Raw genomic sequence first — 14,669 nt, 5'->3', positions numbered from 1 at the left:
CGCTCACTTCCCGCTGTTCACGCTGGCGCTGTAGTCCGCGATCTGTTTGTTGGTCGCGGCCGGGTCCAACTCCTTGAGCGGCGTCATCTTCACCAGGATGTCGCCGGCCACCTGGATGTCCCAGGTCGGGCCCTTGAACGTGCTGTCGCCCGCGTTCCAGGCGTCGTCGCCGGTGCCGAAGGCGGTCTCCATCGAGCTCAGGTACGGCCCGACCAGCTTGGCCGCGTCCGTGCCGAGATCGGTGCCGGGCAGGTCCAGCGCGGCCTGCGCGAACGCGCCGGCCTGCTGCTTCTGCGTGAGGAAGTCCAGCCACTTCAGGGCGGCGTCACGCTTCTGCGTCTGCGCGGACACGGAAAGCCCAGTCAGGGCGAACGGCTGGAGCTTGTAGTCGCCGGTCACGCTGCCGGCCGGCGCCGGGATCGGGAACGAGACGATGTCCTCGGGGTTCATCCCGTTCTGCTGGATGGCCGAGATGGTGAACGTGCCGCCGATGTCGAAGGCCGCCTTGCCCTGCGCGAAGGCGCGGTCGGCGTCGTCGATGCCCAGCGTCTGCGTGCCGGCCGTCCAGTACGGGGTGAGCTGGTCGTACTGCTGCAACACCTTCAGGCCGTTGGCGCTGCCCCAGGACTTGGACTTGTCGGTGCCGTACAGGGCTTCGAAGTCCTTGCGGCCCAGCTGCGCGAACGCCATCGGCTCCAGCACCCAGTCGAAGCCGGTCGACGAGCTCTTCAGGCCGACGGTGACGCCGCCGTTCTGCGCGTCCTTGTCGTGCGTGGCCTTGAGCCAGGAGATCAGGTCCTCCCAGGTGGCCGGCGGCTTGGACGCGTCGACGCCGGCCGCGGTGAGCGCCTTCTTGTTGGCGTAGACGATGCCGAAGGTGCCGGCGGTGAAGGGCACGCTGAACAACTGTCCCTTTTGGACGCCGAGGTCGGTGGCCTTGGGCTTCAACGAGTCCTGGTACACCTGCTCGGTGATCAGGCCGGTGTCCTCGGTGCCCTTGAGGAAGCGGCTCTTGTACTGGGCGTTGATGTCGGGCGCGAGGTCGCCGAGGATGCCGGCGCCGCCGAGCACCCGGTCCTCGCCGGCCGCGTGCACCTCCAGCACGTCGGCCACGTCGTGGCTGGCCGCGGCGCTCTGCACCTTGCTGGTGAAGGTGTCGTCGGGCGTGTAGGCGGTGATGTTCACCGTGATGCCGGTCTGCGCCTTGAACGCGGCCGCGGCCGTCTCCAGCGCCTTCACATGGGTCTGTTTGAACGTCCACATCGTCAGCGTGTTCGCGTCGCCGGAACCGCTGCCGCCGCCGCAAGCCGTGGTGAGCAGGGCCAGGGCCGCCACCACCGCCAGGACTCTTCCGCCGCACCGCTTTGTGCCCATGACGTCCTCCGCCAAGTTGGCTGTCCCTCGGTCGAGTGAGCCAGACCATAGTTACGGCCGTTTAACCGGTCAATAGGCCAAGCGGGACCGGTCCAGTTCCGGTCATCGCCGGTTCCAGGGTGGGTTAGACATGCTAAAGTGACCCGGTTCCCAGCCAGGTGATCTCGAAGGGCGAACCCGGATGGCAGCGGCGACCGGCGGCGACAAGCCCCCGCTCTACCAGCAGGTCAAGCGCGAGCTGCTGGCCGCGATCGCCGCCGGCGAGTACGCGCCGGGCCGGCCGTTCGTCACCCAGCGCGAGATCTGCGAACGCTTCAACGTCAGCCACGCCACGGCCGTGCGGGCGCTGAACGACCTGGCCAACGAGGGCTACGTGGTGCGCCGCCGCGGGCAGGGCACGTTCGTGGCCGACCGGCCGCCGGCCGCATCGGCCCCGTCGAACAAGACCATCGCCTGCGTGTTGCAGAACCAGGGCCCGCACGTCGGCCAGATCCTCACCGGCATCGAGGAAGTCTGCGCGGACCTGGGATACCGGCTGTTCCTCAACCACTGCGAGAACGATCCGGCGCGCGAGGAGAAGGTCCTGTGGGGCGCGCTGGAACACGAGGTCAGCGGGATCATCGTGTACCCGGCCGAGGGGTCGACCGTGATCACCCCGTACGCCGAGGCGCGGCGGCGGGGCGTGCCGCTGGTGATGGTCGACCGCTATCGCCCCGATCTGGCCACGGACGCCGTGGTGGCGGACAACATGGCCGTCGGCCGCGAGCTGACCACCGCGCTGATCGAGGCCGGGCACCGCACGATCGCCACGCTGTGGGACGAGATCGACGTGACCAGCATCCGGGACCGGTTGGCCGGGCACGTGCAGGCGTTGCGGGAGCACGACATTCCGGTCCGGCCCGACCTGACCGTGCTGCGCCGCTACCACGGCCAGCCGCCGGAGGCGCGGCGGGCCATGCTCACCGACCTGTTGAACAGCAGCCAGCCGCCGACGGTGTTGTTGTGCTCCAACGGATACGCGCTGGCCACCGTCGCACAGGACCTGGTGGCGCTGGGGCTTGAGGTGCCGGGCGACATCGACCTGGCCGGCATGGACGACGCCGGCCCGTTCGACGTGCTGCCGCTGACCGCGGCGGCGATCACCCTGCCGGCCCGGGAAATGGGGCGGCAGGCCATGACCTTGCTGCACGACCGCGTGTCCGGCGCGTCGAACGAGACGCAGCTGCTGGTGCTGCCGGTGACACTCCAAACTCGACAGTCGTCGCTGGGCTACCTGCGGGTGTCCCGGCTGGAGCGGGGGGCGTCATGACCGGGCTGCCGGAGGTGCTGCCGCCATGGGAGCCGCGTGACTCGGTGAGGGTCACCGCCGTCCGCGCGATTGTCACTGCGCCGGAGGGAACTCCGCTCGTCGTCGTGCGGGTCGACACCTCCGAGCCCGGCCTGTACGGGCTCGGCTGCGCCACCTTCACCCAGCGGTTCGCGGCGGTGACGGCGGCGGTCGACGAGCACATGGGTCCGCTGGTGATCGGCCGCAGCCCGGCCGACATCGAGGACATCACCCGGCTCATCCACTATTCGGCCTACTGGCGCAATGGTCCGGTGCTGAACAACGCGCTGTCGGGCATCGACCAGGCGCTGTGGGACATCATGGGCAAGCGGGCCGGGATGCCGGTCCATGAGCTGCTCGGCGGCCGCAGCCGGGCCGGCGTCGAGGTCTACTCCCACGCCGCCGGCGCGACCGTCGAGGAGACCCTGGACGGCGCGGAAGCCTTGCTGGACCAGGGATATCGGCACGTCCGGCTCCAGGTCGGCGGCCCCGGTCTCGGCACCTACGGGGCGCCGGGCACCCGGGGCGGCTACCCGCGGTCGCCGCATCCGGACGGCTGGGACGTCCGGCAGTACCTGCACGACACGCCCCGGCTGTTCGCCGCCGCCCGGGAACGGTTGGGCGGCGCGGTGAGCCTGATGCACGACGTGCACAGCCGGTTGACGCCGAAGCAGGCGATCGTGCTGGCCCGGGCGCTGGAGCCGTACGCACTGTCCTTTTTGGAGGACGTGATCCCGCCCGAGCACTACGACCAGCTGCCGGCCGTGCGGGCCGCCTCGCCGGTGCCGATCGCCGTCGGCGAGCAGCTCGGCTCGGTCACCGACGCGGCCCGGCTGATCAAGGACGGCGGCGTGGACCTGTTGCGCCTGCACACGTCCGCGGTCGGCGGCCTGACCCCGACCCGCAAGCTGGTGGCGCTGGCCGAGCTTCTCGGCGTACGCACCGCCTTCCACTCCCCCGGCGACATCTCGCCGGTCGGGGTGGCGGCCAACCTGGCCGTGGACGTGTCCACGCCGGCGTTCGGCTACCAGGAGTCCCACACCTACAACGACGCCACCCACGAGGTTTTCCCCGGCACACCGGTGGTTCGCGACGGCCACCTGCACCCGTCGACGGAGCCGGGCTGGGGCGTGGACCTCGACGAGGCCGCGGCGGCCAAGTTCCCGCCGACGAAGTTCCTGCACGAACGCTGGTCGGCGCGGGTGCGCCGGCCGGACGGAGGTCTCGAAGCTCCCTGAGCCGGAGGTCGCCCCGCATGCACGACGACCGCACGACCGTCGAGGAGCGCATCGCCAAGTTCCTCGCCGAACGGCTCCGCCCCGCCCTGCACGCGGCGCGGATCGCCCTGGACACCGCCCCGCTGCGGGTCGGTGACACCTGGGGAGAACCCTGGTCCACCACCAGGTTCGAGGCCTCCGGCCGGATTCCGGCGGAGTGGGCCGGCCGCCGGGTGGAGGCGGTGTTCGACCTGGGCTTCGACCTCACGCGAGGTCCGGGCGGCCAGGCCGAGGCGCTTGTCCTTGACGTGGATGGCAATCCGCTCCAGGGGCTGCACCCGTATCACCGCAGCCTGCCGGTGACCGGCCCCGACGTGCGGCTGGTGGTCGAGGCCGCGGCCAATCCGCCGATCGTGGCCAGCGCCGGCCGGGGAACCCACCACGGCTCGCTGGACACCGCCGGCGCCGAGCACCTTTACCAGCTGCGGCAAGCGGATCTGGCCGTGCGCGACGAGGACGTGTGGCACCTCATGCACGACGTCGAGGTGTTGTCCCAGCTCATGCACGCCTTGCCGGTGCAATCCGCGCGGCGGCACGAAATCCTGCGGGCCCTGGACCGCTGCGTCGACCTGCCGTTCGCCGAGGGGCGCGAGCTGCTGGCGCCGTTGTTGTCCCGCAAGGCCCACGAGTCCGAGCACACGCTGGTCGCGGTCGGGCACGCGCACATCGACTCCGCCTGGCTGTGGCCGATCCGGGAGACGATCCGCAAGTGCACGCGGACGTTCACCAATGTCGTGGCGCTGGCCGAGGAATATCCCGAACTGGTCTTCGCCTGCTCCTCGGCGCAGCAGTACGCGTGGCTCAAGGAACACCAACCCGTGGTGCACGAACGGATCCGGGCCGCGGTGAAAGCCGGCAACTGGGTCCCGGTTGGCGGCATGTGGGTGGAGGCCGACGGCAACCTGCCCGGCGGCGAAGCGCTGGCCCGACAGCTGGTGTACGGCAGCAGGTTCTTTCTCGACGAGTTGGGAGTGAGCACAGATGGCGTCTGGCTACCGGACTCTTTCGGTTACACCGCAGCCTATCCACAGCTGGCCCGGCTGGCCGGGGCCGAGTGGTTCCTGACCCAGAAGCTGTCCTGGAACGAGACCAATCGCCTGCCGCACCACACCTTCTGGTGGGAGGGCATCGACGGCACCCGGATCTTCACCCACTTCCCGCCGGTGGACAGCTACAACGCCGAGCTGACCGGGGCGGAGCTGGCCCACGCGGCGGCCAACTACGCCGAGAAGGGCGTGGGCACCCGGTCGTTGGTGCCATTCGGTTTCGGCGACGGCGGCGGCGGGCCCACCCGCGAGATGATGGAACGGGCCCGGCGGCTGCGTGACCTGGAGGGATCGCCCAAGGTCCGCATCGCCTCGCCGTCGGAGTTCTTCCGCGAGGCGCGGGCCGAGTACCCGGACGCGCCGGTGTGGCGGGGCGAGCTGTACCTGGAAACCCATCGTGGCACCTACACCAGCCAGGCCAGGACCAAGCGCGGCAACCGTCGCAGCGAGGCCCTGCTGCGCCACGCCGAACTCTGGGCGGCGTCGGCGGCGGTCCGGCTCGGCACGCCCTATCCGCACGATGAGCTGGACGCGCTGTGGAAAAGGGTGCTGCTGCACCAGTTCCACGACATCTTGCCCGGCTCGTCCATCGCCTGGGTGCACCGCGAGGCCGAACAGGCGTACACGGAAATCCACAGTGGACTCGACGCGGTGATCTCGGCCAGCGCCGGCGAGGGTGCGGCGCTGCTCAACGCCGCGCCTTGTGACCGCCGCGAGGTCGTGATCGTCTCGGTGCCGCCACCGGTCGCCGGTCAGCGGCTGTCCGACGGCCGGTACGCGGCCTTCGGCCGGGCACCGGCGCTCGGGGTCGGCGGCTTCCTGGAGTTCAACGCCCATCCGGTGCGGGCGACCGGGAAGTTCGTGCTGGACAACGGGTTGATCACGGTCCGGATCGACGGGCATGGCCTGGTCCGCTCGGTCCGCGACCACGCCACCGGCCGCGAGGCGATCGCCCCGGGCGCGGCCGGCAACCTGCTTCAGCTCCATCCAGACGATCCGGTCAAGTGGAGCGCCTGGAACCTGGACGCGTCCTATCGCCGCGTCCGCCGGGATCTGGACACCGCCGTGTCGGTCGAGCTGGTCGACGACGGGCCGCTGGTGGCGACCGTCCGGGTCCGGCGGGAAACCGAGCGCTCGGTGATCACGCAGGACCTGCGGCTGGCCGCCGGCTCTCGGCTGCTGGAGGTCGACACCGACATCGACTGGCAGGAACGGGACACGATCCTCAAGGCGGCCTGGCCGCTGGACGTGCTGGCCACCGAGGTCGCGGCGGAGATCCAGTTCGGGCACGTCAGGCGGCCAACGCACGAGAACACCAGCTGGGACGCGGCCCGGTTCGAGCAGTGGGCGCACCGTTTCGTGCACGTCGGCGAGCACGGCTGGGGCATCGCGCTGGTCACCGATTCCACCTACGGCTACGACGTCAGCACCGACGGCCGCGCCACCACCGTGCGGCTGTCGCTGCTCCGGTCGCCGCACAGCCCCGACCCACAAGCGGATCAGGGGCGGCACACCTTCCGCTACGGCCTGCGCCCGGCGGCCGATCTCGGCGACGCGATCACGGCCGGCTACACTTTCTCGCTGCCGCTGCGGCCGGCGTCGGATCGGTTGCGGGGCAAGCCGTTGGTGTCGGTGGACAACCCGGACGTGGTGGTGGAGGCGGTGAAGCTGGCCGACGACCGGTCCGGCGCGGTGATCGTCCGCCTCTACGAGTCCCGGGGCGGCCGGGCCCGTGCGCTGGTGTCCGCCGATTTCCCCGTGACCACGGCGTTCGAGGCCGATCTGCTGGAACGGCCGTCACAGGCCATGGCTTCCCGCGGCAACGCGGTCGAATTGTCGTTGCGCCCGTTCCAGATCGTCACGCTGCGCTTGGAGAGGTGATCGTGCACCCCAGCCCGTCCCGCGCCGAATGGGAGCGCCTGGCCGACTCGATGCTGCTGGCCGTGCGCCCCTGGGCCACCGACACGCACGCGTTGATCCACCTGCCCGGGCCGGCCAGCCACAGCGGCCGCTGGAGCGACGGCCTGGAGGGTTACGCGCGCACGTTTCTGCTGGCCGCGTTCCGCCTGGCCGGCGCGGCCGGCGACGATCCACAGAGGATCGCCGAGTGGTACGCGCGGGGGCTGGCCGCCGGCGTCGACCCGGACAATCCCGACCGCTGGCCCCGCTTCGCGGAGTGCGGGCAGGCCAAGGTCGAGGCGGCGTCGATCGCGTTGGGCCTGCACCTGACCCGGCCATGGCTGTGGGACCGGCTGAGTTCCCGGGCCCAGCAGGGACTGCTGGACTGGCTGGCCCCGATGGTCGGCGACAGCATGCCGGCCAACAACTGGGTGTGGTTCCAGGCGGTCACCGGGGCGTTCGCCCGATCCGTCGGCGGGGCCTGGAGCCAGGACGACTTCGACCACGCCATCTCGTGCACGGATCTCTGGCACGCGGGCGGCGGCTGGTACTCGGACGGGCTGTCCGGCGGCGAGCGGCGCAACTTCGACCACTACAGCGGCTGGGCCATGCACTTCTACCCGCTGCTGTTCTGCGAGATCACCGGCGACACCGAGCTGGCCGACCGCTACCGCAAACGCTTGCGGGAGTACCTTTCCGACTATGCGCGACTGATCGGCGGCAACGGGTCGCCGCTCATCCAGGGGCGGTCGCTGACCTACCGGTTCGCCGCCCTGGCTCCACTGTGGATCGGCGCCCGGCACGCCGCCACCCCGTTGCCGCCCGGACAGACCCGACGCATTGGCGGCCTGATGCTGGACCACTTCATGAACTCCGGGGCGCTGGACTACGACGGGCTGCTGACCCTGGGCTGGCACGGCAAGTTCCCCGGCATCCGGCAGGTGTACTCCGGGCCGGCGTCGCCGTACTGGGCCAGCAAGGGCTTCGCCGGCTTGCTGCTGCCGCCGGACCACGAGGTCTGGACCGCGCCGGAGGTTGCGCTGCCGGTGGAGCAGGAGGACTTCGTCCTTCACCTGCCGGCCCCGGGCTGGACGGTTTCCGGCACGGTCGCCGACGGTGTGGTGCGGGTTCTCAACCACGGCAGCGACCACATCGACCCGGCCGAGCTGGCCACCGACGATCCCGTCTACGCGCGGATCGCCTACAGCACCCATGCCGCGCCGGAGATGTCGCCGCCGCTGGACTCCTCGGCCACGCTGATCGACGCCGACGGCCGGGCCGCCCATCGCCGGCCCCTGCAAGCGCTTGCGCCCGGGGTGTCCCGCAGCCGTGCGCATTGGCCCGCCGACGAGAGCTGGGATCCCTTCCATGGCCCCGAAACCACGTATAGGCTGGGCCCATGGATCACCGTCGCCTCGGTGATCCGCGGCGCCACCGAAGTGCGACTCGTCCGGATCGACGAGGCCGGCGAGTCCGGACGATGGCGGCTGCGGATCGGCGGCTGGGCGACGGTTCCGGACTCGGGCCTGCACTCCTCGCTGTTCGACCTGGCCGGGTTCGAGATCGCCGAGACCTGCCAGGGCAAGGACACCAACCCGCTCGGGCCGGTGTCGGAGGTTCCCGTGCTGCTGACCGCCGCCGAGGTCGAGTACGGCCGTGTGTACGCCGCCGCCGTGCATCTCGGCGGTTCCCCGCTCGAAGCGTTGCCAGCCCTGGACATCACCGCCGACGCGGTGGAGGTCCGGTGGCCTGACGGCCGTGTTGACCGGGTGGCGATGCCGCCCGTCTAACCTGATGGAGGTCAACGATGACCCGCCGGTTATGGGTCCTGTTAGGACTGTTAGTCGCGTTGGTCGCCGCGCTGGCCGGGCCGGCCACCGCGGCGCCCGTGTGGTACCCCAACGGGATCGGGGCCGATCTGGGCCCGACCCCGCTGGCGCTGGGGGTCACCGCCACCGCCGGTGACAACGCCGCCGGCCTGCGGACCGGAACCGTGGACGGCCACAGTTATTGGCAGACCGACGTTTCCGCCGGCACCGGCCACCTCGACTTCGCGCCCGACCCCGACTACTCGGTCGCCGGGCCGGTGGTCGCCATGGTGACCTACTACGACAGCGGCGCCGGGGCCCTGAGCCTCAACGGCACGTCGGTCGCGACCCTGACCGGCAGCAACACGTGGAAGCAGGCCGCGACCACGTTGCCGGCCTTGGCTTCCGTTCGACTCACCGGCGGCGTCACGGACATCACCGTGGCGCAGATCCGCATCACCGCCGCCGGCCCGACCGCGACACTGGGCCCCAACGCCACCAACACCGGCATCTCGCCGCGGGCCGGCGACAACGACAGCGGGCTGGTCACCGGCACCGCCGCCGGGCGCGGCTACTGGCAGACCAATGGCGCCTCGCCCGCGCCGGCCACCAACTACCTCTACATGAACGTCGCCGACTCGTACGCGTACAACACCACCAACGTCGTGCTGGTCAGCATCGACTACCTTGACGCCGGCAACGGAACCCTGGACCTCCAGTACGACTCCCCCGGCAACGACCTGCCGCAGAAGTTCAAGCCGTCGGAGATCGTGCACTACGGGGACACGGGAACCTGGCAGACGCACGATTTCGTGCTCAGCGACGCCATTCTCACCAACCGCACCAACGGCTCCGACTTCCGCATCGCCCACGACGGGTCCAACGTCGAGGTGAAGGTCGCGGCCGTGCGGGTGACCGTGATCCCGTCCACTTTGGACGTCAAGGCCGGCCTGCGTTCCCTGTTGGCTCAGGCCAACCTCACTCAGTACGGGGCCCGTGAGGGTGCCCGGGACGGACAGTACCCGACCGGGTCCAAGGCCGCCTTCGCCGTGCAGCTGGCCAAGGCCCAGGCCGTGATCGACGACCCGAACGCCACTCCGGCGCAGGTCAAGGCCGCGCAGCAGGCGCTCTACGACAGCTACCAGGCGTTCAAGGCCTCCGCCGTGAACACCAACGTCGCCGCGGGCAAGCCGCTGGCCACCGGCCCCGGCTGGACCCAGGTCGACCTCGGCTCCGCCCAGCCGGTCAGCGATGTTCTTGTCCAGTGGGGCCAGGCCTTCTCGCACGACTACAAGGTGCAGACCTCCGTCGACGGCACGAACTTCACCACGGTCGGCGAATCCGGGGCCACCGACCCCAATTCCCAGTCCCGCACCGACTTCCCGGCCGTGACCGCGCGCTACGTGCGTCTGGCCTATGACGGCGCCGCCAACGTCGGCGACCTCCAGGTCCGCAACCAGCGGGTGGTCACGCCCAAGCCGCAGTTGATCAGGACCAAGTACCCGACGGCCGACCCGGTGATCGCCGACTTCGTCGTCTCCGGGGCCGATCCCAGCGGGGTCAAGGACTCCACCAAGGCGTTGCAGGCCGCGCTGTACGACTGCTACGACGCCGGCGGCGGCACGGTGTGGCTGCCCGACGGCACCTACCGCGTCACCGACACCGTTGACGTGCCGGCGTTCTGCACGCTGCGCGGCGACCGGCGCGACCCCGATCACGGGAATGGCAGCTACGGCACCGTGATCAGCGCCGACCTGCCTTCGGGCGACAACGGCCCGGTGCTGTTCCGGATCGGCGGCAGCGCCGGCGTGCTCGGGCTGACCACCTACTACCCGCACCAGAGCGCGGCGTCGCCGGTGCCGTACAGCTACACGTTCGAGATCACCGGCAGCGCGTGGGCCAGCGACGAGAACTACATGATGGGCACGGTTTCCGACGTCACCATGCTCAACTCGTACCGGGGCATCGGGATCAGCACCATGCTCGACGAACGCGGCCGGCCCCCGGCCGTCGGCCAGACCCACGAGTCGGCCACCGTGCGCAATGTCCGTGGCACGGCGCTGTTCGAGGGGGTGGAGGCCTACAACGGGGCCGACGTCGGCACCTGGGAGAACATCACCTTCTCCAATTCCTACTGGGCTTCCGCGCCGCGCCAGTACAACCCGCCCTCGCGGTCCACTGTGGACGCTTGGTCTCGGGCCCACGGCACCGGGTTCGTGCTCGGCGACCTGGAGTGGGACCAGTTCAACACGCTCTCGGCGTCCGACTACCACATCGGCATCCACATCGTGCCCGGCCAGCGGGTCGACTTCGCCGGCGCGTTCCAGGGCCTCGAGCTCAAGCGCACCGACACCGCCCTGCTCGTCGAGCAGTTCGACTCCCGCTGGGGCCTGATGATCGGCGGCGGCACCCTGGACGGGGCCGTCACCAACAAGTCCGCCGGCTTCGTCAAGCTGACCGACGTCAAGGTCACCGGGGCGCTGTCCGGCATCGTCTACCAGCTGGCTGGCAAGGCCCCGGCCTACGACGCCGAACAGCCGGCGCCACGGCCGTCACGCAACGCCCTCTACGTCACGGATGCCGCACACGGCAACGGTTTTGTGCCCGCGGCCGACGCAACGCCCGGCATCCAGAAGACCCTGGACCGCGCCGGCCGTGACGGCGGCGGCATCGTCTACCTGCCGGCCGGCTGGTATCGGGTCACCGGGCAACTCGTGGTGCCCGCCGGCGTCGAGCTGCGCGGCGCTTCCGCCCTGCCCAACCGGGACGAGGACGGCAAGAGCGGCGGCACCGTGCTGATGTCCTACTCCGGCCGGGGCACCGCCACTCCCGACACCGATCCCGCGCTGATCACCTTGAACGGCCGCGATTCCGGCCTTCGAGGCCTGCGCGTCTTCTACCCCGGCCAGAACCCCGCCGCCTCCGACGGCCTCGTCGCCTATCCGTACGCCGTGCGCGGCCACGGCGCCGGCACCTATGTCGTCAACGTCGGCATGCCCAACGCCTACAACGGCATCGACCTGTCCACCTTCCGCAACGACGGCTTCGTCGTCGGCAAGCTCGCCGGCACCTTCGTCCGCCACGGCATCACCGTCGGCCAGTCCTCCGGCGGCCACATCAACGGCGTGCTGTCCAACGGCAACACCTACGCCCGGCTGGGCTTCTACCTGCCCAACTGGTTCTCCGGGTCCACCCTGTTCCCGCAGGTCATCGACGGCTACACCCGCAAGTACTCCGACCTGATCACCGTCGACGGCGCCCGCGACCTGACCATCACCGACGCCTTCGGCTACGGCCTGCACAACGGCCTCGTCGTCAACTCCGGAGATGTGCACGTCTTCAACCTGGGCACCGACAACCTCGGCGCCGACGGCTACACCGTCAAGGCCGCCGGTGGCTCCACCACCGTGCTGAACCTCCTGCGCTACAACGGAACCACCAGCACCGGGCCGGTCAAGCTGGTCAACGTCATGGCCATCAACATGGTGCAGTCGGCCGTCTCCGTCACCGCGACGGCCGGCGGGGCCGCGTCGCTGGCCGGCACCGAGACCGAACCCGGCAAGTACGAGACCGGCAGCTCCGTCACGGCGACCGCCAAGGCCGCCGCCGGCTATCACTTCGTCAACTGGACCGTCGCCGGCCAGGAGGTCTCCACCTCGCCCACCTACACCTTCACCGTCACCGCTGACACCGCCCTGACCGCCAACTTCACCCGCTAGTCCCCGGCGTGGGGGGGGGGGGGGGCCCCGCCCCCCCCCCCCCGGGCGGCCCCCCCCCCCCCCCCCCCCCCCCCCCCCCGCCGCGGTTCACCGCCGCGAACCGGGCCTGCCCCTCCTGGCCGATGTCCGGGACGCGCGCGATGCCGACCGCGCCGGCCACGGCGAGCACCGCGAGACCGCCGAACAGGGCGGTGAATCCACCGGCCGCGAGCAGGGCCGGGGCCACGAACGGCACCAGCGAGGCCGGCAGGATGGCGGCGATGTTGAGCACCGCGAAGTCCTTGCCCGCCGACTCGGGGTCGGGCAGCATTCGCAGGCACAGCGCGAAATCGGTGGCCAGGAACGCGCCGTAGCCCAGCGACATGACCGCGGCTCCGGCATAGACGGCCGGGATGCCTGGGGAGAACGCCACCACGACCAGCCCGACGGCGAGCACCAGGCCACCGCCGAACACGAACGGCTTCTGCCGGCGGATCCGGTCCGACAGCCATCCGGTCAGCCACGCGACGACGGCGACGCAGGCGATGCCGACCAGCGTCAACAGGAAGATCATCCCCGCCACCGCGTCGGCCGCGACGGCGAAGCGCTGCGTGAGCACGAAGGCCAGGTAGCTGTTGGACGCCCACGCGGCGGAGATCAGGAAACGCACCGCCCAGGCCCAGGCGAACGCCGGGTGCCGGCGCGGGCTGACCCAGTACGACCGCAGGACAACCGCGAGGCCGAGGCGCGGTTCGCCGGCCGGGATCCGGTGCCGGGGATCGCGCACGAGCAGGGCGGTCATGAGCACGCCGGCCGCGCTCAACCCGCCCACCACCGCCCATTGCAGCCACGGCAGGGCGGGCACGACGCTCACCACGGCGAAGCCCACGACCGGGCCGGCCAGGGCCACGAAGGCCACCACCCCCGACACCGTCCCCCGCCGCTGCGGGGCCACCTGGTCCGCAGCCAAGGCGGAACTCGCGGCGAGCTGGAACCCGACGAGCACCATGATCAGCGCCCAGCCCAGGGCCACCTGCCACACCGCGGTGGTCCAGCCCATGACCACCAGCAGGATGGCCGCCCCCAGGCCGCCGGTGACGATCCAGGTGCGGCGGCGGCCGAACCGTGCCGCCGTGCGGTCGCTGATGCGGCCGCCGAGCGGGTTCGCGAGCAGCCCGGCGAGACCGCCGATGCCGGTCACGAGGCTGAACGCGGAGGTCGCCCCGGCCCCGGCGATCGCGGTGAGGTGCGTGGCCAGCACCAGGTTGAGCGGCACGGCGGTGCTGATGTAGGCGGCGGCGTTGGCGCCGACCAGGGCCCCGAGCAGGCGGCGCTGGCCGGTGCCGGCATCGACCAGGGATGTCACGGTGTCACCGTTACTTCATCGACGGCCTCGAGGATGAGCTCCCGCACGATCGCCGGGTTCTCCTGCGGGACCAGGTGCCCCGTGTCCTCGGCCACGACCACCCGCCCGTGCGGCGCGACGGCCATGAGCGCGACCGTGACCCGGTTGAACAGCGGGCGCGCCGTCGCCATGCCGCGGTCGATCCGCCCGGCTTGCAGGCAGATCGTCGGCACGTCCGGCGTCCCGGCGGCCTGGAGACGACGCATGGTCGGCAGCGCTCGGACGACCTGCGCCGCCTCCCGACGCCCGGTCCGCATCGCGCGGGCGCAGGCGTAGTCCCGGAGCATGACGTCCACATCGGACGGTGAGATCGCCTGGGACATAAGGGGAACAACCGTGCGACGGGCCAGCCGCGGGAACAACGCCAGCAAGCTGAACGACCAGCGCAGAATCCGGGCGGCGCGGGCGTCCATGATCTCGGCCACGGTGGCGTCGACGAAGACCATGCCGGCGACCCGCCCTGGATGACGTTCGGCGAACAGCCGGATGATCGGCCCGCCCCAGCTGTGCCCGACGAGGACGACCGGCTGTGTCTCGCCGATGCCGTCGAGCAGGCCGGCAAGGTCGTCGGCCAGCCGTTCGAGGGTGCGGTCATGCCGGTCCGGGTCGCTCCCGCCATAACCGGCCCGGTCGTACGACAGCGTTCGGGTGCGTGCGCCGATCTCGCGCTGGGTGTGCACCCACGACGCGGCCGGGGCGCTCATGCCGGCCTCGAACACGACCAGCGGCCCGTCTCCTTCGCCGGCCGTGACGGCTCGCAGCCGCCGCCCGTCGGGCAACGCGATGAATCTCTCGGTCAACCCCGCCCCGGGGTCGAGGTCGCTCTCGTTCATCT

At 71.0% G+C, this 14,669-nt stretch carries 8 protein-coding genes; 5 read left to right on the top strand and 3 right to left on the bottom strand.

Translation table 11 applies throughout. The features are described from left to right. Positions 1 to 3 precede the first annotated feature (3 nt). Positions 4 to 1,374, bottom strand: a complete 1,371-nt coding sequence (locus ACIG5F_RS09035; protein WP_396516919.1) for an ABC transporter substrate-binding protein — start codon at positions 1,372 to 1,374, stop codon at positions 4 to 6. A gap of 181 nt (positions 1,375 to 1,555) precedes the next feature. Between ACIG5F_RS09035 and ACIG5F_RS09030 the strand changes: the two genes are divergently transcribed. The 5 genes from ACIG5F_RS09030 to ACIG5F_RS09010 are packed head-to-tail and all read left to right on the top strand — an operon-like array spanning position 1,556 to position 12,450. Continuing rightward, complete coding sequence (locus ACIG5F_RS09030; protein ID WP_396516918.1) at positions 1,556 to 2,683, top strand: LacI family DNA-binding transcriptional regulator; 1,128 nt, start codon at positions 1,556 to 1,558, stop codon at positions 2,681 to 2,683. Further along, positions 2,680 to 3,939 (top strand): enolase C-terminal domain-like protein, encoded by a 1,260-nt coding sequence (locus ACIG5F_RS09025; protein WP_396516917.1) that lies wholly within the window; start codon positions 2,680 to 2,682, stop codon positions 3,937 to 3,939. Before ACIG5F_RS09030 ends, ACIG5F_RS09025 begins: the two co-directional genes overlap by 4 nt. 17 nt (positions 3,940 to 3,956) lie before the next feature. Continuing rightward, complete coding sequence (locus ACIG5F_RS09020; RefSeq protein ID WP_396516916.1) at positions 3,957 to 6,905, top strand: alpha-mannosidase; 2,949 nt, start codon at positions 3,957 to 3,959, stop codon at positions 6,903 to 6,905. Beyond that, entirely contained in the window at positions 6,902 to 8,713 is a 1,812-nt protein-coding gene (locus tag ACIG5F_RS09015) for a DUF2264 domain-containing protein (protein WP_396516915.1), read from the top strand. Before ACIG5F_RS09020 ends, ACIG5F_RS09015 begins: the two co-directional genes overlap by 4 nt. Positions 8,714 to 8,730: 17 nt before the next feature. Beyond that, positions 8,731 to 12,450, top strand: a complete 3,720-nt coding sequence (locus ACIG5F_RS09010) for a glycosyl hydrolase family 28-related protein (protein WP_396516914.1) — start codon at positions 8,731 to 8,733, stop codon at positions 12,448 to 12,450. Here ACIG5F_RS09010 and ACIG5F_RS09005 read toward each other — a convergent pair. Further along, entirely contained in the window at positions 12,440 to 13,795 is a 1,356-nt protein-coding gene (locus ACIG5F_RS09005) for an MFS transporter (protein WP_396516913.1), read from the bottom strand. The genes ACIG5F_RS09010 and ACIG5F_RS09005 overlap by 11 nt on opposite strands. Beyond that, positions 13,792 to 14,667 (bottom strand): alpha/beta fold hydrolase, encoded by an 876-nt coding sequence (locus ACIG5F_RS09000; protein ID WP_396516912.1) that lies wholly within the window; start codon positions 14,665 to 14,667, stop codon positions 13,792 to 13,794. Before ACIG5F_RS09000 ends, ACIG5F_RS09005 begins: the two co-directional genes overlap by 4 nt. Between the last annotated feature and the right edge of the window lie 2 nt (positions 14,668 to 14,669).

This window comes from Kutzneria sp. NPDC052558 (genome assembly GCF_044547355.1).
Classification (GTDB): Bacteria; Actinomycetota; Actinomycetes; order Mycobacteriales; family Pseudonocardiaceae; genus Kutzneria.
Note: the sequence above shows the minus strand (reverse complement) of the source record. Positions and strands in the feature narration are given on the sequence as shown.

Coding starts and splice junctions, on each gene's coding strand:
- ACIG5F_RS09035 (WP_396516919.1), bottom strand. CDS start 1,374: ATGGGCACAAAGCGGTGCGGCGGAAGAGTCCTGGCGGTGGTGGCGGCC.
- ACIG5F_RS09030 (WP_396516918.1), top strand. CDS start 1,556: ATGGCAGCGGCGACCGGCGGCGACAAGCCCCCGCTCTACCAGCAGGTC.
- ACIG5F_RS09025 (WP_396516917.1), top strand. CDS start 2,680: ATGACCGGGCTGCCGGAGGTGCTGCCGCCATGGGAGCCGCGTGACTCG.
- ACIG5F_RS09020 (WP_396516916.1), top strand. CDS start 3,957: ATGCACGACGACCGCACGACCGTCGAGGAGCGCATCGCCAAGTTCCTC.
- ACIG5F_RS09010 (WP_396516914.1), top strand. CDS start 8,731: ATGACCCGCCGGTTATGGGTCCTGTTAGGACTGTTAGTCGCGTTGGTC.
- ACIG5F_RS09000 (WP_396516912.1), bottom strand. CDS start 14,667: ATGAACGAGAGCGACCTCGACCCCGGGGCGGGGTTGACCGAGAGATTC.